The organism is Phenylobacterium terrae (genome assembly GCF_042681205.1).
Lineage (GTDB): Bacteria > Pseudomonadota > Alphaproteobacteria > Caulobacterales > Caulobacteraceae > Phenylobacterium > Phenylobacterium terrae.
Genome location: NZ_JBHUEY010000001.1, coordinates 1,930,870 through 1,957,084, shown reverse-complemented (window position 1 = coordinate 1,957,084; position 26,215 = coordinate 1,930,870). Strand labels below are relative to the sequence as shown.

Annotated in this window: 25 protein-coding genes; 12 read left to right on the top strand and 13 right to left on the bottom strand. The window is 71.3% G+C overall.

Going from position 1 to position 26,215, the window contains the following annotated elements; all coding sequences use genetic code 11:
- Positions 1-9: 9 nt before the first annotated feature.
- Positions 10-654 carry an SRPBCC family protein gene (locus tag ACFSC0_RS09850; RefSeq protein ID WP_377283112.1) on the top strand — a complete coding sequence of 215 codons (645 nt, stop codon included), beginning with the start codon at positions 10-12 and terminating at the stop codon, positions 652-654.
- The gene (locus ACFSC0_RS09845) at positions 654-1,010 is read left to right on the top strand and encodes an ArsR/SmtB family transcription factor (RefSeq protein WP_377283113.1); all 357 of its coding nucleotides are present in this window, start codon (positions 654-656) and stop codon (positions 1,008-1,010) included. Before ACFSC0_RS09850 ends, ACFSC0_RS09845 begins: the two co-directional genes overlap by 1 nt.
- 3 nt (positions 1,011-1,013) lie before the next feature.
- On the opposite strand, the gene ACFSC0_RS09840 is transcribed toward ACFSC0_RS09845, so the two are convergent.
- Genes ACFSC0_RS09840 through zwf form a run of 3 tightly spaced genes read right to left on the bottom strand, consistent with a single transcriptional unit; the run spans position 1,014 to position 3,259 of the window.
- On the bottom strand, positions 1,014-1,454 hold the full coding sequence (locus tag ACFSC0_RS09840; protein WP_377283114.1) for an NUDIX domain-containing protein: 441 nt from the start codon (positions 1,452-1,454) through the stop codon (positions 1,014-1,016).
- Positions 1,455-1,458: 4 nt separating this feature from the next.
- Positions 1,459-1,773 carry a hypothetical protein gene (locus ACFSC0_RS09835; protein ID WP_377283115.1) on the bottom strand — a complete coding sequence of 105 codons (315 nt, stop codon included), beginning with the start codon at positions 1,771-1,773 and terminating at the stop codon, positions 1,459-1,461.
- Positions 1,774-1,789: 16 nt separating this feature from the next.
- Positions 1,790-3,259 carry a glucose-6-phosphate dehydrogenase gene (zwf, locus tag ACFSC0_RS09830; RefSeq protein WP_377283116.1) on the bottom strand — a complete coding sequence of 490 codons (1,470 nt, stop codon included), beginning with the start codon at positions 3,257-3,259 and terminating at the stop codon, positions 1,790-1,792.
- Positions 3,260-3,420: 161 nt separating this feature from the next.
- Here zwf and otsB point away from each other — a divergent pair, with 161 nt between their 5' ends.
- Genes otsB through ligD form a run of 3 tightly spaced genes read left to right on the top strand, consistent with a single transcriptional unit; the run spans position 3,421 to position 8,253 of the window.
- A complete protein-coding gene (gene otsB, locus ACFSC0_RS09825) occupies positions 3,421-4,170 on the top strand; it encodes a trehalose-phosphatase (protein WP_377283117.1) in 750 nt (249 codons plus the stop codon).
- Positions 4,167-5,567 carry an alpha,alpha-trehalose-phosphate synthase (UDP-forming) gene (gene otsA, locus ACFSC0_RS09820; RefSeq protein ID WP_377283118.1) on the top strand — a complete coding sequence of 467 codons (1,401 nt, stop codon included), beginning with the start codon at positions 4,167-4,169 and terminating at the stop codon, positions 5,565-5,567. Before otsB ends, otsA begins: the two co-directional genes overlap by 4 nt.
- Positions 5,568-5,598: 31 nt before the next feature.
- The gene (gene ligD, locus ACFSC0_RS09815; RefSeq protein ID WP_377283119.1) at positions 5,599-8,253 is read left to right on the top strand and encodes a DNA ligase D; all 2,655 of its coding nucleotides are present in this window, start codon (positions 5,599-5,601) and stop codon (positions 8,251-8,253) included.
- Positions 8,254-8,395: 142 nt separating this feature from the next.
- Here ligD and ku read toward each other — a convergent pair whose 3' ends face one another.
- The 5 genes from ku to ACFSC0_RS09790 all read right to left on the bottom strand — a co-directional run bounded on the left by ku (position 8,396) and on the right by ACFSC0_RS09790 (position 16,893).
- Positions 8,396-9,337, bottom strand: coding sequence for a non-homologous end joining protein Ku (gene ku / locus ACFSC0_RS09810; RefSeq protein ID WP_377283120.1), 942 nt, complete (start codon positions 9,335-9,337; stop codon positions 8,396-8,398).
- A gap of 48 nt (positions 9,338-9,385) precedes the next feature.
- Positions 9,386-10,903 carry a carboxylesterase/lipase family protein gene (locus tag ACFSC0_RS09805; RefSeq protein ID WP_377283121.1) on the bottom strand — a complete coding sequence of 506 codons (1,518 nt, stop codon included), beginning with the start codon at positions 10,901-10,903 and terminating at the stop codon, positions 9,386-9,388.
- A 226-nt stretch (positions 10,904-11,129) separates the two neighbouring features.
- Positions 11,130-14,357, bottom strand: a complete 3,228-nt coding sequence (locus ACFSC0_RS09800; protein WP_377283122.1) for an error-prone DNA polymerase — start codon at positions 14,355-14,357, stop codon at positions 11,130-11,132.
- Positions 14,358-14,507: 150 nt separating this feature from the next.
- Positions 14,508-16,178: a Y-family DNA polymerase gene (locus ACFSC0_RS09795; RefSeq protein ID WP_377355138.1), complete on the bottom strand. Its 1,671-nt coding sequence runs from the start codon at positions 16,176-16,178 to the stop codon at positions 14,508-14,510.
- On the bottom strand, positions 16,096-16,893 hold the full coding sequence (locus tag ACFSC0_RS09790; RefSeq protein WP_377283124.1) for an ImuA family protein: 798 nt from the start codon (positions 16,891-16,893) through the stop codon (positions 16,096-16,098). Before ACFSC0_RS09790 ends, ACFSC0_RS09795 begins: the two co-directional genes overlap by 83 nt.
- Positions 16,894-17,101: 208 nt before the next feature.
- Between ACFSC0_RS09790 and ACFSC0_RS09785 the strand changes: the two genes are divergently transcribed.
- Genes ACFSC0_RS09785 through ACFSC0_RS09775 form a run of 3 tightly spaced genes read left to right on the top strand, consistent with a single transcriptional unit; the run spans position 17,102 to position 18,026 of the window.
- A complete protein-coding gene (locus ACFSC0_RS09785) occupies positions 17,102-17,470 on the top strand; it encodes a hypothetical protein (RefSeq protein ID WP_377283125.1) in 369 nt (122 codons plus the stop codon).
- The gene (locus ACFSC0_RS09780; protein WP_377283126.1) at positions 17,467-17,742 is read left to right on the top strand and encodes a DUF5985 family protein; all 276 of its coding nucleotides are present in this window, start codon (positions 17,467-17,469) and stop codon (positions 17,740-17,742) included. Before ACFSC0_RS09785 ends, ACFSC0_RS09780 begins: the two co-directional genes overlap by 4 nt.
- The gene (locus ACFSC0_RS09775; protein ID WP_377283127.1) at positions 17,739-18,026 is read left to right on the top strand and encodes a DUF5985 family protein; all 288 of its coding nucleotides are present in this window, start codon (positions 17,739-17,741) and stop codon (positions 18,024-18,026) included. The genes ACFSC0_RS09780 and ACFSC0_RS09775 overlap by 4 nt, the downstream gene beginning before the upstream one ends.
- 243 nt (positions 18,027-18,269) lie before the next feature.
- Here ACFSC0_RS09775 and ACFSC0_RS09770 read toward each other — a convergent pair whose 3' ends face one another.
- From ACFSC0_RS09770 to ACFSC0_RS09760, 3 genes are read right to left on the bottom strand one after another with little or no spacing between them, the layout of a single operon-like run.
- Positions 18,270-18,887 carry a DUF1190 domain-containing protein gene (locus ACFSC0_RS09770; protein ID WP_377283128.1) on the bottom strand — a complete coding sequence of 206 codons (618 nt, stop codon included), beginning with the start codon at positions 18,885-18,887 and terminating at the stop codon, positions 18,270-18,272.
- Positions 18,888-18,894: 7 nt separating this feature from the next.
- Entirely contained in the window at positions 18,895-19,308 is a 414-nt protein-coding gene (locus ACFSC0_RS09765) for a DUF350 domain-containing protein (protein ID WP_377283129.1), read from the bottom strand.
- 15 nt (positions 19,309-19,323) lie between these two features.
- The gene (locus ACFSC0_RS09760) at positions 19,324-19,971 is read right to left on the bottom strand and encodes a DUF2491 family protein (RefSeq protein WP_377283130.1); all 648 of its coding nucleotides are present in this window, start codon (positions 19,969-19,971) and stop codon (positions 19,324-19,326) included.
- A gap of 111 nt (positions 19,972-20,082) precedes the next feature.
- On the opposite strand from ACFSC0_RS09760, the gene ACFSC0_RS09755 reads away from it, so the two are divergent.
- The 4 genes from ACFSC0_RS09755 (at position 20,083) to ACFSC0_RS09740 (ending at position 23,983) form a co-directional block, all read left to right on the top strand.
- Positions 20,083-20,742, top strand: a complete 660-nt coding sequence (locus tag ACFSC0_RS09755; protein WP_377283131.1) for a YjfI family protein — start codon at positions 20,083-20,085, stop codon at positions 20,740-20,742.
- A 14-nt stretch (positions 20,743-20,756) separates the two neighbouring features.
- On the top strand, positions 20,757-21,524 hold the full coding sequence (locus ACFSC0_RS09750) for a PspA/IM30 family protein (RefSeq protein ID WP_377283132.1): 768 nt from the start codon (positions 20,757-20,759) through the stop codon (positions 21,522-21,524).
- A 169-nt stretch (positions 21,525-21,693) separates the two neighbouring features.
- Positions 21,694-22,857: a glutathionylspermidine synthase family protein gene (locus ACFSC0_RS09745; protein ID WP_377283133.1), complete on the top strand. Its 1,164-nt coding sequence runs from the start codon at positions 21,694-21,696 to the stop codon at positions 22,855-22,857.
- A 55-nt stretch (positions 22,858-22,912) separates the two neighbouring features.
- Complete coding sequence (locus ACFSC0_RS09740) at positions 22,913-23,983, top strand: hypothetical protein (protein WP_377283134.1); 1,071 nt, start codon at positions 22,913-22,915, stop codon at positions 23,981-23,983.
- Here ACFSC0_RS09740 and ACFSC0_RS09735 read toward each other — a convergent pair.
- Together ACFSC0_RS09735 and serA are read right to left on the bottom strand one after the other, a co-directional pair.
- Complete coding sequence (locus ACFSC0_RS09735; RefSeq protein ID WP_377283135.1) at positions 23,980-24,333, bottom strand: hypothetical protein; 354 nt, start codon at positions 24,331-24,333, stop codon at positions 23,980-23,982. The genes ACFSC0_RS09740 and ACFSC0_RS09735 overlap by 4 nt on opposite strands.
- 229 nt (positions 24,334-24,562) lie before the next feature.
- A complete protein-coding gene (serA, locus tag ACFSC0_RS09730; RefSeq protein ID WP_377283136.1) occupies positions 24,563-26,143 on the bottom strand; it encodes a phosphoglycerate dehydrogenase in 1,581 nt (526 codons plus the stop codon).
- Positions 26,144-26,215 lie beyond the last annotated feature (72 nt).

Genomic DNA, 26,215 nt, shown 5'->3' with positions numbered 1-26,215 from the left:
GCCGAGCCCATGATCGACGTCTCGCAACATCTGGGGGCGCTGGTCCGCGAAGTGAGCAGTCGGGAGGTCGACGGGCGACCTGCGCGGGTGGTCACGGCGACCCGCACCTACGACACCGACGTCGAGGACCTCTGGGACGCCCTGACGAGCGCCGAGCGGATACCGCGATGGTTCCTGCCGATCAGCGGCGAACTGAAGCTCGGCGGACGCTACCAGCTGCAGGGTCAGGCCGGCGGCGAGATCCAGCGGTGCGAACCTCCCCGACTGCTCGGTGTGACCTGGGAGAACGGCGGCGACGTCAGTTGGGTCACTGTCAGGCTCGAAGCGGAAGGCGAGGCCCGCACCCAGCTCACGCTCGAGCACGTCGCCCATGTGAAGCCGGAGTTCTGGGACCAGTACGGACCCGGCGCGGTCGGGGTCGGCTGGGAACTGCTGTTCGTCGGCATGGCGCTCCACCTGCGGACCGGCGAGCAGGTCGACAGCAACGCCTTCGAAGCCTGGACGCTATCGGAGGACGGCAAGCGTTTCATCCGCGGCTCGAGCCAGGGCTGGGGCGATGCGGCGTTGCGCGACGGCGCCGACCGCGCATGGGCCCAGGCCGCCGTCGCGCGGACCAGCGCCTTCTACACCGGCGAGCCGTCGCCCGACGCCTGATGCACGCCTTCGACGTCCTCGGCGATCCGGTTCGCCGCCGCATACTGGAGCTGCTGGCGGGCGGCGAGCACGCCTCCGGGGAGATCGTGTCCGTGATCCAGGCGGAGTTCGGCATCACGCAGTCGGCTGTCTCCCAGCACCTGCGGGTGCTGCGCGACAGCGGCTTTGCGCGCGCACGGGTCGACGGCGCGCGGCGGGTCTACACGGTCGATCCCGCCCCGCTGAAGGAGGTGGACGACTGGCTGGACCGCTTCCGCAGCTTCTGGTCCCCCAAGCTCGAGGCCCTCGCCACCGAGGTGGCGCGCGGCAAGCGCAGGCGGGCGATGGAAGCCAAGGGCGGCGATCCGAAGGACTGAACCTCAGGCCAGTCCCGCGAGCGCGGAGCGCAGCTGGGCCGCCACAAGCTCGGGCAGACAGCGGGCGGGCGCGTCCCCCGCGGCGACCCATTCGAAGCGGTCGTGCTCGGCGTCGAGAACCACCATCGCTTCGGCCGGCGCCTCAGCGGCGTAGACGCACCAGTCGCCGGCGCCGTCGCAGACTCGGCGGATCGGCAATTCCAGGCCGGTCTCCTCCCGCAGCTCGCGGGCGGCGGCCAGGTCCGGATCCTCTCCAGGCTGCCGCGCTCCGGCCGGCGGGGTCCAGGCCCAGTCGCCCTCGAACTCGGGGCCGCCGTGCGCCCGGTGCAGTAGGAGAACCTCCAGCCCTCCTCCGCTGCGGCGATAGACGACGACGCTGGCCCCGAACGGCGGCTCCTTCGCGATCGGGAGCCCGTCGTAGGTGGTCGCCGTCGCGGGCGCCACGCGCCTACCCCAGCTCCTCGAAGCTGGTCGGCGGCTTGGTGTGCTGGAGGATGTCCTCGTGCTCGCCCAGCCGCACCGCGCGGGCGACGTTGAGGCGGATGTAGAGTTCGCTCGCGCCGTAGCGCTCGGACATGTTGCGCGACAGGCCCCCCGCCAGCGTCAGGCTCAGCGCCGTGCCGCAGCAGACGATCTCCGGCGCGCCCTCGTCCTCGCGCACGAAGACGAAGTTGCCGGCCGTGGCCGGCAGCGCCGCGGGGTCCGCCCGGCGGAAACGGTAGGCCGCGCCCGAGGCGCCGCGCAGGTCGATGAAGTCGCTCACGGCAGGTCCCTACTCGTCAATCATACCAGGCCCGGCCCGACCGCTCGATGAGCGCGAACGCGCCGGCCGGTCCCCAGCTGCCGGCGGCGTAGGGTTTGGGGGCCATTCGTGAGTCGGTCCAGCTCGAAGCGACGCCGTCCACCCATTCCCAGGCCCGCTCCACCTCGTCGCGGCGCACGAACAGGGTCGAAGAGCCGCAGATGACGTCCAGCAGCAGCCGCTCATAGGCGATGCGGCGCCGGAAGCCCGGGCCGGAATAGGTGTGCAGCAGCGACAGGGACAGCGGCAGGGACTGCAGCCGCAGCCCGCCTTGCGACAGGCCCGGCGCCTTGTTCATCAGCAGCAGCTCGATGTCCTCGTCCGGCTGCAGGTCGATGACCAGCCGGTTGGGCGTCAGGTCCGCGTGGGCCGCGTCCTCGAAGATCGAGTGGGGCACGCTCTTGAACTGGATGGCGATCTGGGTGCGCCGCTCCGGCAGCCGCTTGCCGGTGCGCAGGAAGAAGGGCACGCCGGCCCAGCGCCAGTTGGCGATGTCGGCCCGAAGCGCCACGAAGGTGTCGGTGTCGCTGGCCTGACCCCGCTCGGTCTCGTAGGAGGCGACCGTCTGGCCGCCGACCACGCCGGCCACGTACTGGCCGCGCACGCTGTTCATGGCGGCGTCCGCCCGGGTGAACGGGCGCAGCGACTTCAGCACCTTGACCTTCTCGGTCCGCACCGAGTCCGGCTGCAGGTCGCTGGGCGGCTCCATGGCCACCAGGCAGAGCAGCTGCAGCATGTGGTTCTGCACCATGTCCCGCAGGGCGCCGTATTCGTCGTAGTAGGGCCAGCGCTCGCCCACCCCTTCCGTCTCGGCGACGGTGATCTGCACGTGGTCGATGGTCTGGTTGTTCCAGAGGGGCTCGAAGAAGATGTTGCCGAACCTGAGGGCCATCAGGTTCTGCACCGTCTCCTTGCCGAGGTAGTGGTCGATCCGGAAGATCCGGTCCTCGCTGAACACGTCGCCGACCGTGGCGTTGATCGCCCGCGAGCTCTCCAGGTCGCGGCCGATCGGCTTCTCCAGCACGATCCGCGCCTCTGGGCCGGCGAGGCCCGACAGCTCCAGCGCCCGGCAGACCCGGCCGTAGAGGCTGGGCGATAGGGCCAGGTAGAAGATCGGTCGGCGCGCCTCCCCCACCGCCGCCTTCAGCGGCGCCAGGCCCTCGGCGTCGGCGGCGTTGGCGCCCACATAGTCGAGCCGGTCGGCGAACCGCTTCCAGACCTTCTCGTCCAGGCCGTCCGGCGCGGCGCGGGCGGCGATCGCCTTGCGGGCGGCCTCCTGGAAGGCCTCGCGGGTCATCTCCGTCCGGGCGGTCGCCACCAGCCTCAGCCGGTCCGGCAGCAGGCCGTCGGCGTCGAGGAAATACAGCGAGGGCAGCAGCATCCGCTGCGCCAGGTCGCCCGTCGCGCCGAAGAGGACGAGCACGTCGGCGAGGGCGGTCTCGGCCATGGGTCACCTCTTGTTGATCGGAAGCGCCGCGGGCGCCGCGGGCCTGCTAGCACGTGGCGAGCCAACGCCAAATGCGGCTGCGAAGTTCACGCCCGCCAACCTTGACTATGGATCGGCCGCGACCTTGATGCGTTAGGGATGCCGGAGGGGCGACCGTAGGCATGAACGATCACGACACGATCACCGCAAATCGACCGCCGGCGGCGCTGTCGCTCGAGCGCACGGCGCTGTTCCTGGACCTGGACGGCACCCTGGCGCCGATCGCCTCGCGGCCGCAGGACGTGAAGCCGAACCCGAGGGTCACGCGGCTGATCGAGCGGCTGAACGCGGGCCTGGAGGGCCGCCTGGCCGTGCTGAGCGGCCGCACCCTGGCCGACGTGGACCGCATCCTGGAGCAGCGGGTGAAGGCCGTCGCCTCGGTGCACGGCCTGATCCGCCGCACGGGCGAGGGCGAGATCCTAGACCGCACGCCGCATCCCGGACTGGGGACGGCCCACGAGGCGTTCCGCGAATTCGCCCAGCGGGACTCCGGCCTGATCGTCGAGGACAAGGGGCATAGCGTGGCCCTGCACTACCGGCTGGCGCCCGGCTTCGCCGAGCAGGCGCTGGAGCTGGCCCAGGCTCTGGCCGGCCGCACCGGCCTGCTGCTGCAGCCGGGGCATATGGTGGTCGAGCTGCGCACGCCCGGCCCCAGCAAGGGCGATTCCCTGCGCCAGTTCATGGCCGGGCCGCCGTTCAGCGGGTCCATTCCGGTGTTCGTCGGCGACGACCTGACCGACGAGCCGGCCTTCCGCGCCGCCGCCACCCTGGGCGGCTTCGGCGTGCTGGTCGGCCCGGCCCGGCCGACCGCCGCCCGCTGGCGGATGGCCGACGTCAACGCCGTGCTCGCCTGGCTGGAGGCCGCGCGATGAGCCGCCTGATCGTCGTCTCCAACCGCGTCACGCCGCCCGCCGCCAAGGGCGAGGAGAGCGTCGGGGGCCTGGCCATGGCGCTGGCCGCGGCGCTGCGCGAGTACTCGGGCATCTGGTTCGGCTGGAGCGGCAAGACCACGCCGGAGTTCACCGGCCAAATCCAGATGCAGAAGGCCGAGGGGGTGACGGTCGCCACCGTCGACCTCGAGGAAGCCGACTACCAGGAGTACTACAACGGCTTCGCCAACAAGACGCTCTGGCCGCTCTGCCACTATCGCATCGACCTGGCGGCCTACGACCGCGCCTTCGGCGAGGGCTACGAGCGGGTCAACTGCCGGTTCGCCGAGACCCTGCGGCCGCTGGTCGAGCCGGACGACCTCATCTGGGTGCACGACTACCACCTGATCCCGCTGGGGCGGGAGCTGCGGCGGCTCGACGTGAAGAACCGCATCGGCTTCTTCCTGCACGTGCCCTGGCCCGCCCACCAGTTGGTCGCCACCCTGCCCCGCCACCGCCAGCTGGTGCAGTCGCTGTTCGACTACGACCTCGTCGGCTTCCAGACCGAGGAGTATCTGCAGGCGTTCGAGGAATACGTCGTCGCCGAGGCCGGCGGCGAGCGGCTGCCGGGCGGGCGGCTGCGCGCCTTCGGCCGGACGATGCAGGTCGGGGCCTTCCCGATCGGCATCGACGCCGCCGAGTTCGCCGACCTCCAGCGCTCGCCGCGGGCGCGGCGGACGCACGACATCATGGCCGCGCACACGGTGTTCCGCAGCCTGGTCGTCGGCGTCGACAGGCTGGACTACTCCAAGGGACTGGAGGAGCGGTTCCTCGGCTTCGAGCGGTTCCTGGCCGACCACCCCGAGCTGCGCCGCGAGGTGCTGTTCCTGCAGGTGGCGCCGGTCAGCCGCGAGGGGGTGGAAGCCTACCAGGAGATCCGCGCCCGCCTCGACGCGCTCTCCGGACGGATCAACGGCGAGTACGCCGACCTCGACTGGAATCCGATCCGCTACGTCAACCGCAACTACCGCCGCGACGAGCTGGCCGGCCTCTACCGCGCCGCGCGGGTCGGGCTGGTGACCCCGCTGCGCGACGGGATGAACCTTGTGGCCAAGGAATTCGTGGCCGCGCAGAACCCGGAGAACCCGGGCGTGCTGATCCTCTCCCGGTTCGCCGGCGCGGCGAACCAGATGAAGGAGGCCCTGCTGATCAACCCCAACAGCCCCGAGGAGATCTCCGAGGCGCTGATGCGGGCGATGGCGATGGAGCTTCCGGAGCGAATCCGCCGCTGGCGCGCTCTTTACGAGAACGTGAGCCGTGAGGACGTCACCGCCTGGCGGGACAGCTTCGTCCACGCCCTCGAAGGCCTGGAGGTGAGACGGACCGCGCTCGCCAGCTAGGCGCGCACCGCGCCGTTTGGAGAGGGGCCGGATGGCGTCGCCGAAGCTCGCCAAGTACCGCGCGATGCGCGACTTCACCAAGACCGCCGAGCCGTCGGGAGACGTGGGCGTCGCCCCCTCGAACCGGCTGCGGTTCGTCATCCAGAAGCATGCGGCCAGCCGCCTCCACTACGACTTCCGCCTCGAGCTCGACGGCGTCTTCAAATCCTGGGCGGTGACCAAGGGCCCCTCGCTCGACCCGCACGACCGGCGCCTGGCCGTGGAGGTCGAGGACCACCCGCTCGACTACGGCGACTTCGAGGGCACCATCCCCAAGGGCCAGTACGGCGGCGGCTCGGTGATGCTGTGGGACCGCGGCTACTGGGCGCCGGAGCCGGGGACCAACCCGCACGCCGCCCTCGCCAAGGGCGACTTCAAGATCGTGCTGGACGGCGAGCGGCTGAAGGGCGGCTTCGTGCTGGTGCGGATGAAGGCCGACCGCGAAGGCGGCCGGAACGCCAGGAACAACTGGCTGCTGATCAAGCACCGCGACGAGTTCGCCGTCGAAGGCGAGGAGGGCCAGATCACCGAGCGCGAGACGACCTCCGTCGCCTCCGGCCGGACCATGGACCAGATCGCCGCCGGCAAGGGCAAGGGGCCCAAGCCCTTCATGCTTTCGGGCAAAAAGGCGCGGCCGGCCGACGACGTCTGGCAATCCAACCGCGCCGACGTGCCCGAGGCCCGGCCGAAGGCCGCCGCGCTGGCCGCCCCCCCGCCGCCGAAGCTGAAGGCCGCCGCCCTGCCGGGCTTCGTGCCGCCGCAGCTGGCCAGGTCCGTGGACCGGCCGCCGCCGGGCGCCGGCTGGGCCCACGAGATCAAGTTCGACGGCTATCGGCTGCAGCTGCGCGTGGAGAACAAGAAGGCCGCGCTGAAGACCCGCTCGGGCCTCGACTGGACCCCCAAGTTCAAGGAGATCGCCGCGGTCGGCGCGGCCCTGCCCGACGGCCTCTACGACGGGGAGGCGGTGGCGCTGGACCAGCACGGCTCCCCCGATTTCCCCGCCCTGCAGGCGGCGCTGTCGTCGGGCAAGACGCAGGACCTGGTGTTCTTCGTCTTCGACGCCCTGTTCCTGGAGGGCGAGGACCTGCGCGATCTGCCCCTGCGCGAACGCAAGGCCCGGCTGCGGCCGGTCGTCGAAGCGGCCGAGGCCAGGCTGAAGGCGCGCATCCGCTACGTCGACCACTTCGAGACCGGCGGCGATGCGGTGCTGCAGAGCGCCTGCCGGATGAACCTGGAGGGGATCGTCTCCAAGCGGCTCGACGCGCCCTACCGCTCCGGCCGCTCCGACACCTGGCTGAAGTCCAAGTGCCGCGGCGGCCACGAGGTGGTGATCGGTGGCTGGACCGGCGAGAAGGGCCAGCTGCGCTCGCTGCTGGTCGGCGCCCACAAGGAGGGCCGTTTCGTCTACATCGGCCGGGTCGGGACCGGCTTCGGCGCCGCCAAGGTGAAGGCGGTGCTGCCCAAGCTCGCGCCCCTGGAGACCGACAAGAGCCACTTCTCGGGCCCCGGCGCGCCGAAGAAGGAGCCCAACGTCCACTGGGCCCGGCCCGAGCTGGTCGCCGAGATCGAGTTCGCCGGCTTCACCGGGGAGGGCAAGGTCCGCCAGGCCGCCTTCAAGGGCCTGCGCGCCGACAAGCCCGCCGACGAGGTGGAGGCCGAGATCCCCGCCCCGGTGGAGGAGGTGGAGCTGGCCCAGCCGGAGCCCGCCGCCAGCCCCAAGGGCAAGGCCGCGCCGAAGGCCAAGGCGGCGCCTGGCCCCGTCATGGGCATCGTGATCTCCAACCCGGACAAGCCGCTCTGGCCGAGCGCAGCCGGGGACGATGCGCCGGTCACCAAGCTGGACCTCGCCCGCTACCTGGAAGAGGTCGGGCCGTGGATGATGGAGCACATCAAGGGCCGGCCCTGCTCGATCATCCGGGCGCCCGAAGGCATCGGCGGCGAGCAGTTCTTCCAGCGCCACGCCCACAAGGGCGCCTCGGCCCTGCTCTCCGAGGTCAAGGTGTTCGGCGACCACAAGCCCTACCTGCAGGTGGACCGCATCGAGGCGCTGATCGCGCTAGCCCAGGTCGCCGCGGTCGAATACCACCCCTGGAACTGCCAGCCGTTCGCGCCCGAAGTCCCCGGCCGGCTGGTGTTCGACCTCGACCCGGGGCCGGACGTGCCCTTCACCCGGGTGATCGAGGCGGCCCACGACATCAAGGGCCGGCTGGAGAGCCTGGGCCTCGAGACCTTCTGCAAGACCACCGGCGGCAAGGGCCTGCACGTGGTCACCCCGCTCGCCAAGACCCGCGCCAAGATGGACTGGCCCACGGCCAAGGCCTTCGCCCAGAAGGTCTGCCAGGTGGTCGCCGCCGACGCCCCGGACAAATACCTCGTCAACATGAGCAAGAAGCTCAGGGGAGGCCGGATCTTCCTGGACTATCTGCGCAACGACCGCATGTCGACGGCCGTCGCCCCGCTCTCGCCCCGCGGCCGCGAAGGGGCGACGGTGTCCTTCCCCATCCCCTGGAGCCAGGTGAAGCCCGGCCTCGACCCGAAGAAGTACACCATCCGCACGGCGCCGAAGCTCTTGAAGAAGACCACCGGCTGGGAAGGTTGGTGCGACGCCGAACGGCCGCTGACCGACGCGATCAAGAAGCTCAAGTGACCTCTCCCTCCGCCACGCGGAGGGAGAGGGTTGGGTGAGGGAGGCCGCGGCGGCGGACCATGCCGAACGGCTCCACTTGTTCGAAACGCCCCCCTCACCCAACCCTCTCCCCCCGCCGAGCGGGGGGAGAGGTCTTCTTGATTCAAGCGCTCTTGCGCGCCGGCGGCTTCTTCGCGGCAGGCTTCTTCGCCGGGGCCTTCTTGGCCGCCGGCTTGGCCTTCGAGGCGGCGATCTTCGGCGGCTCGGCGGCCTTCTCGGCGGCGGCCTTGCGCGAGGTGGAGGCCGCCGGCTTCTTCGCAGGCGCCTTGCCGCCCGTCTGGCCGAGGCTGCGGCGCAGGGCCTCCATCAGGTCGATGACCTCGGCCTCCTTGGGCTGCTCGGGCTTGCCGACGGTGTGGCCCTTCTCCTTTTCCTTGATCAGGGCCCTGAGCGCGTCCTCGTAGCGGTCGTTGAACTTGGACGGATCGAACGGGCCCTCCTGCTGCTTGATGATCTGGGTGGCGATCTCGACCATCGCCTTGTCGGGCTTCACGTCGGGGATGTTGTCGAACACCTCGGCCGGGTTCTTCACCTCGCGGTTCGAGCGCAGGCTGTAGGCCAGGATCCCGAGGTCGCGCGGCTCGAGCGCCATCAGCCGCTCGCGCTGGTGCATGACCAGGCGCCCGAGCGCGATCTTGCCGGAGTTCTCCATCGCCTCACGGATGACGGTGAAGGCCTCGACGGCCATCTCCCCGTCCGGGACCAGGAAGTAGGGATCGTTCCAGTAGAGGCGGTCGATCTCGTCCTCGTCCACGAACCGCTCGATGTCGAGCGTGCGCGTGGTGGACAGGCGCACGTTCTTGATCTCCTCGTCGGTGATGACGACGTAGCGGCCCTTCTCGACCTCGTAGCCTTTGACGATGTCGCTGCGGTCCACGGGCCCCGTCTCCGGATCGGTGGGGATCATCCGGATGCGGTTGTGCGTCTGCTTGTGCAGCATGTTGAAGCTGACGTCGCCGCTGCGCGAGGTGGCGGTGTAGAGCGCGACCGGGCAGCTGACCAGCGACAGGCGCAGGTAGCCCTGCCAGGTCGGACGGGTGGCCATGAGACGTCTCCGCGACTTCCAGAGTCCGGAAACGCGGGCGTAGGCGAATCAGTTCGTGGGCAGGGCCAAGGTCGGCAGCAGGGCCGCCTCCTGGGCGTCGAACTTCGGGTCGCGGAAGCCCGTGCGGACGCCGCTCTGGTCCCCGAACTCCACCAGCTGGTCCTTGCCCGGCTGGTATTTCGGCCAGGCGACGTCGCAGGTCGGCGCGCCCGTCTTGGCGAAGGCCACCCAGCAGCCATGCATCAGCTTCGCCATGGCCCGATCCTCGTCCGTGATCGCCGACTCCGGGGTGCGGCGGCCCCAGTACTCGAACACGTACTGGATCTCGGCGGCGTGGGCGGCGGTGGTCATCGCCGGGCGGAACCGGCCGCCGACGTAGGAGAAGTGGTAGAGCCAGGCGGGCCGCCCGTCCGCCGCCTGCGCCGCGACCCAGCGGGCCGGCGCGCCGAACACCGCATCGGTGAAGGCCGCCCGCGGCAGGCGCTCGCCGCCCTGCGCCGCTTCGTCGGCGTAGGCTGGGCTCCCCGCCGCCGGGAAACGGGCCGCCGCGGCGGCGGGATCGGGCGGGCGCGGGCCCATCAGCGAGTCCTCGCCGCTGTTCCAGCCGATGATCAGCGGCACGTCGATCTCGCGGCCGGCCGCCAAGGCCTGGGTCGGGGTCTCCTTCACGAGCCGCCCGTCCGGGAAGGGGCCGTAACCGCCGCCGCCCTTGGCGATCAGCTCGTCGGCGGGCGCGGCGCGCAGCTGCTCGGCGCTGGCCGAGGCCCCTGGAAGGCCGAGCTTCTCGGCGACCGCCGCGCCTTCCTTCTCCTTCGTCGCGAGCCCGTCGGGCTCGAACCAGCCGCCGCCCGACTGGACGATGGCCTTGTGGAACAGGCCCTTCGCCTTGGGCGTGGCCAGCAGGTGCAGGATGCTCATGCCGCCGGCCGACTCGCCGAAGACGGTGACGTTGCCCGGATCGCCGCCGAACGCGGCGATGTTGCGCTTCACCCACTCCAGGGCCGCGATCTGGTCCATGAGGCCGTAGGAGCCCAGCGGCTCGCCGGCCCCGGCCGCCCTGGTCAGGGCCGGGTGGGCGAAATAGCCGAGCGGCCCCAGCCGGTAATTGATGCTCACCACCACCACCCCGTCGCGGGCGAAGTTCTGGCCGTCGTAGACCCATCCCGCCCCGGCCGTGTGCGCCCCGCCGTGGATCCACACCATCACCGGCGCCTTCTTCGCCTTCAGGGGCGCAAAGACGTTCAGCTGCAGGCAGTCCTCGGACGTGGGCCCGTTGGCGCCGCCGCCGTTGGGCGTTCCGTTGGCGTTCATCCGCTGCGGACAGGAGGGGCCGTTCTTGGTCGCGTCCCGCCGCCCCTCCCAGGCGATGGCCCGCTGCGGCGGGGCCCAGCGCAGCGGGCCGACCGGCGGGGCGGCGTAGGGCACGTTGCGGAAGATGTTGGCTCGCGTCGTCGCCTCGCCGACGAGCTCGCCGCTCTCGACCCGCACGATCGGCGCCTCGGCGCAGGCCGCGCTCCCGAGGGTCAGCGCCGCGATTCCGGCGATGAAGGCGATGGCGCGCCGCATGGTCTTCCGCTCCCCGTGTTCTGCGGTGGAGCTTTGCCGAGGCGGACGAGCCTGCGCAAGCGGTCCTTCCTCCCCTGCGAAGCGGGGGAGGGGGACCGCTCGCCGAGCGAAGCGAAGAGCGAGTGGTGGAGGGGGCGAGCCGCATCCACGGAACTGTGGCTTGCCCTCTCCACCACCCGCTCTTCGGCGGGCGGTCCCCCTCTCCCATGAATGGGAGAGGAAAGGGTCAGTGAAAGTCCCGGCTGCGGATCAGGCCGCCGTCGACCTTGGAGCGGACCCGCGGCGTCGTCTCGTCGTCGCGCAGCTGGGAGAGGGCGCTGGAGAGATCGACGAACTGGTCGGCGACGAGGTGGATGACCTCGCCTTCGCGCTGCAGCTTGCCGCGGACGATGATGAAGGAGGAGGTCATGACGAGCTTGCGGTGCCGCTCGAAGACATCCTTCCAGACGACGATGTTGGCCGGGCCGGTCTCGTCCTCGAGGGTCAGGAAGGTGACGCCCTTGGCGGTGCCGGGGCGCTGGCGGATCAGCACCAGCCCGCCGACGGCGACGCGCCGGCCGTTCGTCAGTTCCGTGAGCCTGGAGCAGGGCACGGCCCCCGCTTTCGCCAGCTGCTCGCGGAAGAAGGTCACCGGGTGGGCCTTCAGGGAGAGGCTGAGGGTCCGGTAGTCCTCGGCCACATGCTGCGGCAGGGCCATGTCGGGGAGGGTGACGCCCGCCTCGGAGACCCCCATGCGCGCCAGCAGCGGCGCGTCGGTCTCGACCTTGGCCTCGCCGGCCAGGCCCTTCACCGCCCACAGGGCGTCGCGCCGGGAGAGCCCGAGGCTGCGGAAGACGTCCGCCTCGGCCAAGAGCTCCAGCGTCCGCCGCGAGAGCCGGCCGCGGCGGGCCAGGTCGGGAATGGTGCGCGCGCCGGCGGTCCTGGCCTCGACCAGCCGGCGGACCTCCTCTTCCTTCAGGCCGCGGATCTGCCGAAAGCCCAGGCGCACGGCCTTCAGGGGCCCGGTGCGGCCGCGTGGATGCGGCGGCTCGTCCTTCACCTCCGCCGCCTCCTCCAGGGTGCAGTCCCAGTCGCTCGCCAGGATGCATGGGGCGCGGACCTCCACGCCGTGCTCGCGCGCGTCGCGGACCAGCTGGGCCGGCTGGTAGAAGCCCATCGGCTGGGAGTTGATCAGCGCCGCGCAGAAGGCGTCCGGATAGGCCCACTTGATCCAGGACGAGGCGTAGACCAAGAGGGCGAAGCTGATCGCGTGGCTCTCCGGAAAGCCGTAGGAGCCGAAGCCCTCGATCTGCTTGAAGCAGCGCTGGGCGAACTCCGGGTCGTAGCCGCGCGAGACCATCCCCTCGACGAACTTCTGCCCGTAGACCCCGACGCTGCCGTAGTGGCGGAAGGTGGCCATGGCCCGCCTAAGGCCGTTGGCCTCGGCGTCGGTGAACTTGGCCGCCTCGATGGCCAGCCGCATGGCCTGCTCCTGGAACAGCGGCACGCCCAGGGTCTTGCCGAGCACCTGTTCCAGCTCGTCGGGCGGCCCGTGCTCCGGCGCGGGCGCGGGGAAGTCCACCGGGTCCTTGCCCTCGCGGCGGCGCAGGTAGGGGTGGACCATATCCCCCTGGATAGGCCCGGGGCGGACGATCGCCACCTCGATGACCAGGTCGTAGAACCGCTTTGGTCTCAGGCGGGGCAGCATCGACATCTGCGCCCGGCTCTCCACCTGGAAGACGCCGACGGAGTCGGCGTGGGAGAGCATGTCGTAGACCTCCGGGACCTCCTGCGGGATGTCGGCCAGGTCGCGGATCTCGCTGCGGCCATGGTCGCCCCGGATGAAGTCCAGGCTCTTCCTCAGCGCCGACAGCATGCCGAGCGCCAGCACGTCGACCTTCATCAGGCCGAGCTCGTCGATGTCGTCCTTGTCCCACTCGATGAAGGTGCGGTCGGGCATGGCCGCGTTGCCGATCGGCACGGTCTCGTCCAGCCGCCGCTTGGTCAGCACGAAGCCGCCGACGTGCTGCGACAGGTGCCGCGGAAAGCCGATCAGCTCGGAGGCCAGGGCCACGGCCCGGCGGATCTCCGGGTTGTCGGGATCGAAGCCGGCCTGCCGCACGTGGCCCTCGGGCAGCTCGTGGCCCCAGCTGCCCCAGACGGTGTTGGCCATGGCCGCGGTGATGTCCTCGGTCAGGCCCAGGGCCTTGCCGACCTGGCGGATGGCCATCCGCGGCCGGTAGTGGATCACCGTCGCGGCGATGGCGGCGCGATGCCGGCCGTAGCGGGCGAAGACGTACTGCATCACCTCCTCGCGCCGCTCGTGCTCGAAGTCGACGTCGATGTCCGGCGGCTCGTTGCGCTCCTCGGAGATGAAACGGGAGAACAGCAGGTCCTGGTCCGGCTTGGTGGGATCGGCCGCAGTGACGCCCAGGCAGTAGCAGACCGAGGAGTTGGCCGCCGAGCCGCGGCCCTGGCAGAGGATGCCCTGGTCGCGGGCCCAGCGGACGATGTCGTGCACGGTCAGGAAGTAGTTGGGGTAGTCGAGCTTCTCGATCAGCTGGAGCTCGTGGCGGATGAGCCCCTTCACCTTCTCCGGCACGCCGTTCGGGTAGCGCCACTTCGCGCCCTCCCAGGCCAGGTCGGTGAGGTGCTGGATCGCCGTCTTGCCCGGCGGCACCGGCTCGTCCGGGTATTCGTAGCGCAGCTGGGAGAGGTCGAACCCCACCCGCTCGACGACCTCCAGGCTGCGCTCCACCGCGTCGGGGAAGCGGGCGAACAGGCGGGCCATCTCGGCCGGCGACTTCAGGTGCCGCTCGGCGTTGGCCTGGAGCCTGAGCCCCGCCTCCTGGATGGTGGTCTTCTCGGCGATGCAGGTCAGCACGTCCTGCAGCGGCCGTCGGTCGGGCCGGTGGTAGAGCACGTCGTTGGTGGCGACCATCGGCGCGCCCGCGCCCCGCGCCAGCTCGGAAAGGCGCGAGAGGCGCACCAGGTCGCGCGCGCCATAGGGCCGCGCGGCGGCGAGCCAGACGTTGCGCCGGAAGTCGCCGGCGATCCTTTCGAGGTCGCGCTCGAAGGCCTCGTCCAGCCGCGCGGGCGGGACGACGAGCAGCAGCTGCCCCTCCCCGTGGGCGGCGAAGTCGGCGTAGGTGAGCCGGCACTCGCCCTTCTTCGAGCGCAGCTGGCCGAGGGTGAGCAGCTTGGTGAGCCGCCCGTAGGCCTCCCGGTCCGAGGGGTAGCAGATCAGGCTGGGCGTCCCGTCGGCGAACTCCAGCCGGCAGCCGGTCAGCGCTCGGATGTTCCGGTCCTTGGCCTCGGCCCAGGCGCGGACCACGCCCGCCAGGGTGTTGCGGTCGCAGATGCCGATGGCGGCCATCCCCAGCCCCTCGGCCGTCGCCACCAGCTCTCCCGGGTGCGAGGCGCCCTTCAGGAAGGAGAAGTTGGTGGTCGTCTGGAGCTCGGCGTAGCGGGTCATGGGGCGCCCTCGACCTCTCCCCGCTTGCGGGGAGAGGGTAGGGTGAGGGGCGAGCCGGCGCAGCCGGCGAGACGGGGCGGCGCCGAGCCGGGGGAGAGGCCCCCCTCACCCAACCCTCTCCCCCCGCGGGGCGGGGGGAGAGGTCTGAAGTCAACCAAACAGCCCATGCAGCCACCATTTGGCCGGCTGGCCGGGTTCGTAGAGGCCGGCGCGGAAGAGCCAGTAGCGGGCGCCGTCCTCGTCCTCGACGCGGTAGTAGTCGCGTACGCGGGAGGGGGCGGCCTCCTCGATGGGGCGCTTCCACCATTCCTCGCCGATGCGCTCGGGGCCCTCGGCCCGGCGGACCCGGCGCAGGCGGCCGCGCCAGCGGAACTGGACGGGCGGATCGTCGGGGATCGGGGCCATGGCCTCGATCGGCTCGGGCCGGCGGAAGAGGCGCACGGGCCTGGGCCGCTCGGGGTCCCAGGGGGCCGCCTCGGGCGGCTGAGCCAGCGGCTCGGCGCGGCCGACGGCGAGCTCAGGGACGTGGCTCTCCACCGGGACGGCCTTCCAGACCCGGTCCTCGCCCAGGCGGTTGGCGAGCCGGTCGATCAGCGGGGCGAGGCCGTCCTCGGCGTCGCGGGCGGAATCGAGCCGCGCCTGGCGGGCGGTCATGGCCTCCACGCCCTCGGCGGCGAGGGTGACGACCTCGATCCCGAAGCCGGGGTCCACCGTCTCCAGCTTGGGCGCGAACAGCCGGGCGATGCGCCCCGCGTCCCGCCCGGCGACGGAGAGGCCGATGCGCAGGGGAACCGCCTGGCCGTCCAGCCGGTGGAAGGCGAGCTCGAAGCGGCGGGCGCCCTGCCCTTCCCGCTCGAGGCGCGCGCAGAGCTTTTCGGCCACGTCGAAGGCGACGCGGGCCAGGTCCTCCGGCGCGCTGATCGGCTCGGCGAAGGCGAGCCTGGCGAACCACGGGGTCGGCGGGCGGCGGAAGGCGAGCGCCTCCTCGGCCCGGCCGAGCGCCTGGTCGAGCCGGGTGAGGGCCTCAGCCCCGAACCGCTTGGCGAAGGGCGCGCGCGGCAGGGCGAAGATCTGCTCGAGGCGCTTCAGGCCCAGCCGCTCGAGCTGGGCGGCGACCTCCGGCTCCAGCCGCAGGGCCGCCGGCGGCAGGGGCGCGAGCAGCCCGGCCTGACCGCCGGGCGGCGCGATGGTCCCGTCCTTGCCGAAGTGGGCCAGCGCCCAGGCCGCGCCGGGCGTATCAGCGATGGCGCAGCGGAAGGAAAGGCCGTTCCTGGCCAGCCGGCCCTGGAAGTCGGCGACCAGCGCCGCCTCCCCGCCCCACAGGTGGGCCAGCCCCGCCACGTCGAGGACGAGGCCGTCCGGCGGGGCGGCCGCCACCGCCGGCGAGAAGCGCACGCACCAATCCACCAGCGCGGTCAGGGCCCGCTGGTCCGCTTCCGGCTCCACGTCGGCGAGCACGAGCTCGGGAACCAGCGCCAGGGCGTCGGTCCCCTTCTGGCCGGGATAGAGGCCGAGCCTCGCCGCCGCCGCGTCCACGGCGGCGACCTTGCGCACGCCCCGCACCGTCTCGATCAGGGCGAAGGGACGTTGCGCCCCCTCCGTCTCGGCGCTGGCGCGCCGAGCCACCTCCCCCGTTCGCTGCGCGACGGAGGAGGAGCTTGGGCGATCGGATCCTCCCCCGACGCGAAGACGACGGGGGAGGGGGACCAGCGAAGCCGGTGGAGGGGGCGCTGCCGCCTCAAGCGCTTCGGCGGAGGGGTTCCGCCGGCGCCAGTTCTCGATCGCCCAGTTCGGCGACCAGGCGCAGAGGATGCGTCCCATCCCGAGCCTCCTCAGGATCAAAGGTGAAAGCCCCCGCCGCCTCGAACACGAACGCGCCGGTGCGCCCGCCGCGGCAGCGCTCCAGCACGGCGCGCCACCGCGGCGCGCCCAGCCCCGGCTCGCCGGCCGGGGGCTGGCTGGGCTCGGGGGCGATGCGCCAGCGGGTGGCGGCGGCCGAGCCGGTCGCCTCGCCCGCCTTGTCGCCGCCGAACGGGCGGCGGCGGATGACGAAGCCCGCGCCGCCCCGCTTCTCGCAGGCCAGCTGCAGCCGGCGGCCGGCGACCAGGTCGACCGCCTCCACCTCGGCGAAGACGGCGGAAACGCCGGCCGTGGCCAGCGCGTCCTCCATCACCGCCAGGGCCTCGGCCTCGTCGCGGGCGCAGACCTGGATCAGCCGCTCGGCGGGGAAGCCCAGGCCCACCAGGCCCGGCGCATAGAGGTCGTCCCGCCGCACGATCCACACCCCCTCGCCCCGGCGGGCGAGCGGGGCGGCCATCAGGGCGGTGAAGGCGGCCGCGCAGGCGCCCGTCTCCACCTCCATCCCGTCGGAGACGATCTCGTGCCACCGGCCCAGCGGCAGCCCGCCGCGTGGGAACAGGGCGTCGATGCGGCTATCCCCGAACGGCAGGGACTCGGAGTCCTCCCGCCCGCCCGCCTCGATGGCGGCGATCTTCGCTCGCAGGGCGGCCAGGCCCTTGGCGCGAAAACCGGGCATGGGTAAGGGACTCCTTTTGTTCCATTTTTGTTCTAGTAACCTGCGGACCGGAGTCAAGGTTCCCCCGCCGCGCGCCGAGAGGCCTACGTCCGCATTCGACGCCGTGTTTCACGGTCGTCACATCCTTGTGAGCCGCACCGGGTGGCTTGCCTGCGCCTCGGGCACTAGGTTGCCGAGCTTCCCGAGCTGCCGTGGGGGGCGAGACGCATTGTCGGTCGATCAGGATCTTCTGACGTTCATACGCGAGCATATCCGCTCGGTGTGGGCCCTGGAGCTCCTGCTGCTCCTGAAACGGGATCCGGAGCGGCGCTGGACGCCCGACGAACTGGTGCGCGAGCTGCGCGCCAGCGGCCCCCTGATCGCCAACAACCTGGAGGCCCTCCAGCGCGCCGGCCTCACCGCCTGCGAAGAGGACGGCCGCTGCCGCTACGCCCCCGCCGCCGGCGTGCTCGACCGGCTGGCGAACGAGCTGGAGGCCAACTACCGTGAGCGTCCCGTGGCCCTCATCAACGTGATCGCATCACCTCCCGACAAGCTCCAGTCGCTGGCCGACGCGTTCCGGATCAGAAAGCCATGACCTCACCCCTCGGGCCGGCGGCCGTCTACTTCCTATGCCTGGCGACCAGCGCGCTCTGCGCGGGGCTGCTGCTGCGGGCCTTCTTCGCCTCCCGCTCCAAGCTGCTGCTGTGGACCGCGCTCGCCTTCGTCTTCCTGGCGCTGAACAACCTGTTCCTGGTGGGCGACCTGGTCGTCTTCCCGGGCGTCGACCTTTGGCCCTTCCGACAGGCGGCCTCGATCGGCGCCATCGCCATCCTGCTCTACGCCTTCATCTGGGAGACGGAGCGATGAACGGAGCCGATCCCTCCACCGTCGCCTTCATGGGCGGGGCGCTGACCGCCGGCTACGCGATCGCGGCCATCTTCTTCCTGAAGTTCTGGGCCCGCACGCGCGACCTGCTGTTCCTGGTGTTCGCCGCCGCCTTCGTGATGTTCGCCATCAACCAGGCCATCCCGGTGCTGATGGGCATCCCCCAGGAGGAGCAGAGCCCGGCCTACCTGTTCCGCCTGGCCGGCTTCGTGCTGATCATCATCGCCGTGCTGGTGAAGAACGCCGGCGGTCGCAAGGAGCCGTAGCCAGCCACATTCCTTTCCCATTCATGGGAAAGGGGGACCATGGGCCGAAGCCGGCGCAGGCCGGCTGAAGAGCGCATGGTGGAAAGGGCAAGCCCCAGACGCGGCGCAGCGGCGCGCTCCAATTCGCACATCTCCAACCTCGGAGCAGGCGGCTCGCCCCCTCCCCCACCCGCTCTTCAGCCGGCGTTCGCCGGCTTCGGCGGACGGTCCCCCTCCCCCGCTTCGCAGGGGAGGAAGGAGTCGCTACCCCCCAAACCCTCGGCTGCCGCCGCCGAAGCCGCCGCGGGAGACCACCGAGGTGCGGGACTGGACCTTCGGCGGGGCCTGGCGGACCCGGGCGGGGGGTTCGAGGGCGTCGCGGCTGATCACCGTGCGGCCGGTGCGGTAGTCGCGGCCCAGCGCTCCGCCCCAGCCGGTCGTGTAGCCGCCCCCGCCGTAGAAGCCGTCGCGGCGATAGAGGCCGGTCCCGCGGTAGTAGCGCCGCCCGCTCCCGTCCAGCATCTGGCCGATCACGAAGCCGGCCAGCAGCGGCGTGAAGAAGCTCGAGCCGCCGTAGCCGCGCGGCACGCACTGGCCCTGGCCGTAGACGTCCTCGCAGGACTGGGCGTCGGTGAACCTGGGCGCGTTCTTGTCGTCGGCGAGGGCGGCCTGGTAGCCGCGTTCGCACTCCTCGTCGGGGACGTCGTCGGCGGCCTTGCAGGCGTCGAGGGAGGCGTACTGCAGGGCCTCCACCTGCTCGCCCTGGCCGGCCGAGGCGTCCCACTGGGCGGCCGGCGGGGCGCCGTCGCAGGCGGTCAGGTTCAGGCTGGCCGCGCCGGCCAGCATGGTGGTCAGCTTCAGGGTCTTGGAGCGCTTGCTCATCGCCGCCTCACGACGTCATCGACGCGGCGTTCAGCACGCCCACGGCGATGGAGATGGCCATCAGGTAGATGGCGGTGGAGATCTCGCCCCGCTCGATCCGCGCCTTCACGTCCGGCAGGGCGACCAGGCGCACGATGGTGAAGGCGACGATCTGGATGACCCCGGCCAGCGCCGCCCAGGCGGCGAATTCGGGCAGGCTGACGGTCTGCGACAGGGCGGAGGCGAGCGGCAGGACGTAGCCGATCAGGGCGCCGGCCAGCGCCAGGGCCGCGGCCACATTGCCTTCCCGGATCAGCTGCCGCTCCCGGTAGGGGGTGACCAGCTGGTAGATGACCTTGAAGGCCAGGGTGAACAGCCCCGCCACGACGAAGGCGAGGGCGAAGGCCACGGCCCCCGTCCGGAACTCCACCAGGTCCAGCATCAGAGCGCCCCCCCTTTAGGCTTTGAATTCGCCCACCCCGAGGGGCAGGCCGATCATGATGTCGTGCGTCAGGTCGCCCTTCTCGGGCTCTACCGTGATCGCCAGCAGAAGTTCGCGACTCTCGCCCGGCAGGTCGCGGGCGAACAGCATGCAGGTCTGGAAGATCCGCGAATAGGGTGCGGTCGCCGCCCGGTCGTCGTAGACGTCTTCCCAGAAGGTCACCGGCGCCTGGTCGGCCGCCTCGTCCCCGAACCAGAAGCGGCGGTAGATTGGCAGGCCCTCGTCCTCGAAGTAGGGACCGCGCAGCCGTTCGGCCCACACGCGCTTGGCCTGCGAGCCGGAGGGATAATCGCTTTTCCACGGCACGAAGACGGTGAAGTCGTCGGCCAGCTGGCCCTCGCGGTCGTCGGAGACCGCCTGCAGCATCACGTGGTCGTCGGTGTAGAAGCGGTGGACGAAGGCGCCGTCGTCGAGGCCGATCAGCCCCTGGGCGGTGATCTCCAGCGTGTCGCGGTCGAGCGCGAAACGCAGGTCCTCGCCATGGCGGCGCCAGATCAGCGGATCGAGGATCACCGTGCGGCCGATGGTGACGTTGCGGATCACCGGCATGGCGCGCGCGGGCTCGGCCGGCTTCTTCCCCGCCCCGAACAGCTTGCCGAACATTGGGCTCTAGCGCCTCGCCTTAGGGTTTCGCACGTACGCCCCTTGCACCGCCTCAGCATGGTCCCGATCTAGGGCTTGTCAAGCGTTCATGGTACGCGTACCACGAACGCAATGTCGGAAAGGCCCGCCCGTGCCGTCGAACGAACCCGCGCCTGGCGCGAGGCCCGCAAGAAGGCCGGCTGGGTCAAGATCGAGGTCTGGGCGCCGGCCGCCTGCAAGGCCGACATTCAGAACGCAGTCCGCGCCATTGTCTACGAGTCCGCGCGCGGCCCCGAGTTGTCCCGCAACCCCAACCCCAAGGGCGTCACGACTATGGATCAGGTGATCGACACGGCGTGGACCATCCCGGCGCTGAAGGCGGCGCTGGACGGCAGCAACCTGCTGCGCGAGGGCGAGCTGACCGCCCAGGTGATCGAGGGCGCCGACCCGGTGCTGCTGGTCAAGATGCACGAATATGGGGACCTGCCGATCTACGTCTCGTCGGGGCCCCTGCAGATGGTGCTCTCCACCATCCTGTGGCCGGTGGACGAGCAGGAGGACCAGGCCGAGTTCAACATCTTCCTGCTGAAGGCCCAGAAGCTGGTGCCTCTGTCCAACTTCGGCATCAGCACCATCGAGGGCCGCGACTACTACGAGCTGTTCGGCGAGATCAGCGCGAAGACGACCCTGCAGACCATCATCATCGAGCTTCGGACCCTGGCCGAGAACGCCATCGACGCGGCCGGCGACCTGCGCGAATCCTTCCGCGCCTCAACGAAGTCCGCGGCCTAAGGAGAGCAGAGACGATGTCGATCTGGAGCAAACTGTCGGCGCTGTTCCGCGGCACGGCGCACGAAGGCGCCATGGCGGTGGTGGACGCCAACGCCCTGAGGATCCTCGACCAGGAGATCCGCGACGCCGACACGGCCCAGGCCAAGGCGCGCGACGACCTGGCCGCGCTGGTCGCCCGCCGGCGGATGCTGGAGACCGAGGCCAAGAACTTCGCCGACCAGGCCCGCAAGTACGAGGCCTCGGCCCGCGCCGCGCTCGCCAAGGGCGACGAGGCGCTCGCCCGCGAAGTCGCCCAGCGGATCGCCGACCTGGAGCGCGACGCCACCCAGAAGGCGACCCAGGTCGCCGAGATGCGCACCGCCGAGGAGAAGCTGCGCCAGATCATCGCCACCACCGACACCAAGATCGAGGCCCTGCGCCGCGAAATCGAGGTGGTGAAGGTCAACGAGAGCGTCCAGAAGGCGCAGGCCGCAGTGGTCTCCCGCTCCGGCAGCGCCGGGGCGACCCTCGGTTCGGCGGCCGACAGCCTCAAGCGCATCAAGGAGCGCCAGGCGGTGCGCGACGAGCAGTTCCGCGCCGCCGGCGAGCTCGAGGACCGCCGCACCGGCGCCGACCTCGACCGCAAGCTGCAGGAAGCCGGCATCCTGCCCGGCCACGTGGGCGCCGACGACATCCTCGCCCGCCTGAAGGCGCCGGAGCAGCCCGCGCCCATGCAGCTGGAGGCCCCCCGCCTGCAGATCGAGGACCTCGCCAAGGAACCCAGCCGCAGGGGCGAGGGCTGAGGACGGCCGCCACCCGTCTTTCCTTTCCCATTCATGGGAAAGGGGGACCGCCCGCCGAGGCCGGCGAGAGCCGGCTGAAGAGCGGGCTCGCGGCTCGCCCCCGCCCCTACCCGCTCTTCGCTGCGCTCGGCGGGCGGTCCCCCTCCCCCGCTTCGCAGGGGAGGAAAGGATGAAACGCCTCCCGCTCGCCCCCCGGCCCGACTGGAAGGCCAAGGCCGAGGCCGTGGGCTTCACCTGGCACCATGCGGACATGGGCCTCTACTGGGACGAGCGCGCCTGCTACGCCTTCTCGATGGCGCAGGTGGAGGACCACCTGGAGAAGGCGGCCGAGGAGCTGCACGGCCTCTGCCTCGAGCTGGTCGCCGAGGTGGTCGAGCGCGAGAGCCTGATGGAGAGGCTCGCCATCCCCGAGCCGATGCGCGACGTGGTGGCCGCCTCCTGGCGGGCGAAGGATCCGAGCCTCTACGGCCGGTTCGACTTCTTCTACGACGGCGCGGGCCCGCCCAAGCTCTACGAGTACAACGCCGACACCCCGACCAGCATCTACGAGGCGGCGGTCTTCCAGTGGCTGTGGCTCGAGGATGTGACCGGCGAGGGCCGGCTGCCGGCCAACACCGACCAGTTCAACGCCATCCACGAAAAGCTCGAGGCCCGCTTCGCTGCCATCTTCCCGGACGGCGGCTTCGTCCATTTCGCCTCCGTCGCCGACTTCGCCGAGGACCGGCAGACGGTGCGCTACCTTGAGGACGTCGCGGGCCAGGCGGGTATCGAGCCCAAGTTCGTCGCCATCGACCAGATCGGGGTGAACCAGGAGGGCCAGTTCGTGGACCAGGACGGTTTCCTGATCTTCGCCCTCTTCAAGCTGCACCCCTGGGAGATGATGTTCCGCGAGCCCTACGCGGTCCATCTGCCGACCACAGAGACGCTGTTCCTGGAGCCCGCCTGGAAGGGCGTGCTCTCCAACAAGGGCATCCTGCCGCTGCTGTGGGAGCGCCACCCGAACCATCCCAACCTGCTGCCGGCCTTCTTCGACGACGATCCCAAGGCCGCCGAGCTGGGCGCCAGCTACGTGCGCAAGCCGCTGTTCAGCCGCGAGGGCGCCAACGTCGAGCTGGTGGAGCGCGGCCGCAGGGCCGACGTGCTCGACCAGGGCTACGGCGCCGAAGGTTTCATCCGGCAGGCGCTCAAGGCCCCGCCGCGGTTCGGGGCCAACTACCCGGTGGTCGGCGCCTGGATGATCGGGGACGAAGCGGCGGGAATCGGCATCCGCGAAGACCGCAACCGCGTCACCCGCGACCGCTCCCGCTTCGTGCCGCACGTGATCCTCGACTGATTGACCGCGGCCGCCGCGCGCCGGAAGCTCCGCCTTGGACGGGGAGGCTGACGACATGCGCAAGTGGGCGGTGGCGATCGCGGCGGCGGCCTGGGCCGGCGCGGCCCAGGCGGAGGTGGAACTGGAGCCGGGCCGGCCGCTGCGGCTGGTGGGAGAGGTCGCCGCGCCGCCGGAGGGCGCGCCGCGGCGGTTCGTGATCGACGCCCTGATCGCCGAGGGCGAGGAGCCCTTCCAGAGCCGCATCGAGGGCTGGTTCGCCAGCCTCGATCCCACCGACGCCGGGTCCGGCGAGATCGAGGGGACCTGCGTGCAGGAGCGGTGCGCCCTTTCCGTGCGCCTGGGCGCCGGCGAGTTCGGCATCACCGGCGACCTGGCCGCAGGCGGCGCGGCCAGGGGCCAGGCCGCGCTGAAGCCCCACTGGAGCGACGAGCCGGCGCCTGCGCCTTCGGCGGTGACCTTCGCCGCGTTCGACGTCGAGGCGCCCGGCCTCGGCCGGCTGGCGCCCCGCGGGGCGATCGGCTCGCACGAACTTTCGGACCAGCTGGCCTGGGCCGGGATCGACCTCGGCTTCTCCAACCTCGACGACGAGGAGCCGGACGGGCGCGAGCGGAGCGGCCTCGCCGACTGGCAGGCGGCGCAGGGGCGGCCGCCGAGCGGGCTCTTGCTGCTGGCCGACCTGGCGGCGCTGAAGAGCCAGGCGGAGGCGGCCCGGCGGGCGGCGGGCTGGACTAAGGTGGAGGGCGCGCCCTGGGCGGCCGGCTATCCCGCGGCGGTCCTGCGGCCGGTGGCGGGCCAGCCCGGCCGCTTCGCCAGCGCCGATGGGCGGGCCGAGCTCGTCTGGACGCTGGACGCCCCCATGGACGAGGCCGGCTGGGACGCCCTGGTGGAGCGGGAGACCGCCGACACAGACGAGGACGAGAACCGCAGCTACACCCGCGTCAACGACGATCTGGAGATGACCGTCACCCGCGCCGGCGTGCGCCGCGTCAGCGTGTGGCTGAACCGCCCCGGCGGGCTGGCGCACATGGCCTACCGCTATCCGGAGGGCGACGAGGCGCTGGCCCGCTTCGAGCCGGTGCTGCTCCGCACCTTCCGCCTGCCCGACGACTTCGGGGCGGAGGACTAGTCCGGCAAGATTTCGTCCGGTTCCGGGTCGGTCTCGAACTGGACGGCGTCGATGTGGGCGTGGCCGAGCAGCCAGGCCTTGGAGAGGCGGTGGCCGCCGTCCATCAGCCGCCCGTCCGCCGAAAGGATCACGGGATAGGCCAGGTCCGCGGCCTGGATGCGCCGGGCGTGCTCGGCGACCAGGCGGATGGTGGGCGCGTGCTTCTCGCCGAACCAGCAGTCCTGCTCGAATTCCGGAATGTCGGCGATGGCCACCTTGCGGACCGGCAGCCCGGCGGAGAGCGTCCACAGCCGCTCGGTCCACCAGAGCGCCCGGCCGGCGGGCGTCATGCGGGTGTGCTTCTCGGGCATGGGGCGATGGCGCCCCGGGCGGCGGGCGAGGTCAAGCAACCCTTTCCTTTCCCGTTCATGGGAAAGGGGGACCGCCGGCCGAAGCCGGCGAAGGCCGGCTGAACAGCCGGTGGTGGAAAGGGCAGGCGGCAGCGCCGTGGATGGGGTTTCCCCTCTCCACCACCGGCTCTTCGCTTCGCTCGACCGGCGGTCCCCCTCTCCCGCAAAGCGGGAGAGGAAGGGTTCATCCCTAGAACCGCAGGGCGCGCGCTTCCTTGACGTGCGGCAGGGCCTGGATCTTGCCGAGCAGGGCCGCGTCGGGATCCTGGTCGACGCCCACGAGGCAGATGGCGTCCTCGCCGGCGGCGACGCGGCCGAGGTTGAAGGTGGCGATGTTGACGCCCGCTTCGGCCAGCAGGGCCCCGAGGTTGCCGATGAAGCCCGGCTTATCGAGGTTGTTGACGTAGAGCATGGTCGGCGCGAACGGCGCGTCGAGGTCCATGCCCTTGACCTCCACCACCCGCGGCGCGCCGGCGAGCAGGCTGCCGGCGAACGAGCGCTTGCCCTTCTCCGTGGTGATGGTGATGCGCACCAGGCTCTCGTAGACGGGGGAATCGTCCTGCTTGGACTCCGAGACGGTGATCCCGCGCTCCTTGGCCACCGCCGGCGCCGAGACCATGTTGACGTCCTCCAGCATCGGCCGCAGCACGCCCGACAGCGCCGCCGCGGTCAGCGGCCTGGTGTTGAGCGCCGAGACCTCGCCCTCGTAGGCGATGTCGATGGCCTTGATGCCGAAGTCGACCATCTGGCCGGCGAAGCCGCCCAGCTTCTCGGCCAGGGCCACGAAGGGCTTCAGGCGCGGAGCCTCCTCGGCGGTGACCGAGGGGCTGTTGAGGGCGTTGGTGACCGCGCCGGTCAGCAGGTAATCGCTCATCTGCTCGGCGACCTGCAGGGCGACGTTCTCCTGGGCCTCGACGGTGGAGGCGCCCAGGTGCGGCGTGGCGATGAAGTTCTCGGCGCCGAACAGCACGTTCTCCTTGGCCGGCTCCTCGACGAAGACGTCGAAGGCCGCGCCGCCCACGTGGCCTTCGTCCAGCAGCTTGCGCAGGGCCGCCTCGTCCACCAGGCCGCCGCGGGCGCAGTTGACGATCAGGACGCCCTTCTTGGTCCTGGCCAGGTTCTCGGCCGACAGGATGTTGCGGGTCTTGTCGGTCAGCGGGGTGTGCAGGGTGATGACGTCGGCGCGGGCCAGCAGCTGGTCGAGCTCGACCTTCTCGACGCCCATCTCCACCGCCCGCTCGGGCGACAGGAACGGGTCGTAGGCGACGACCTTCATCTTCAGGCCCAGGGCCCGGTCGGCGACGATCGAGCCGATGTTGCCGGCCCCGATCAGGCCCAGCGTCTTGCCGTACAGCTCGACGCCCATGAACCGGTTCTTCTCCCACTTGCCGGCCTGCGTGGAGAGGTCGGCGGCGGGCAGCTGGCGGGCGCAGGCGAACATCATGGCGATCGCGTGCTCGGCCGTGGTGATCGAGTTCCCGAACGGGGTGTTCATCACCACGATGCCGGCGGCGGTGGCGGCGGGGATGTCGACGTTGTCGACCCCGATGCCGGCCCGGCCGATGACCTTCAGCTTCTTGGCGGCGGCGGCGATGACGTCCTTGTCGGCCTTGGTGGCCGAGCGGACGGCCAGGCCGTCGTAGTCGCCGATGATCTTGAGCAGCTCGTCCTTGGAGAGGCCGGTCTTCACGTCGGCCTCGACGCCGCGCTGCTTGAAGATGTCGACGGCGGCGGGGGAGAGTTTGTCAGCGATGAGGACGCGAGGCGCCATGTGCGTGGTTCCGTTTGGCTGATCGGCCGCCCCGCGCGCTCAGGCGCAGGGCTGGCGTGAGTAGGGAAAGAG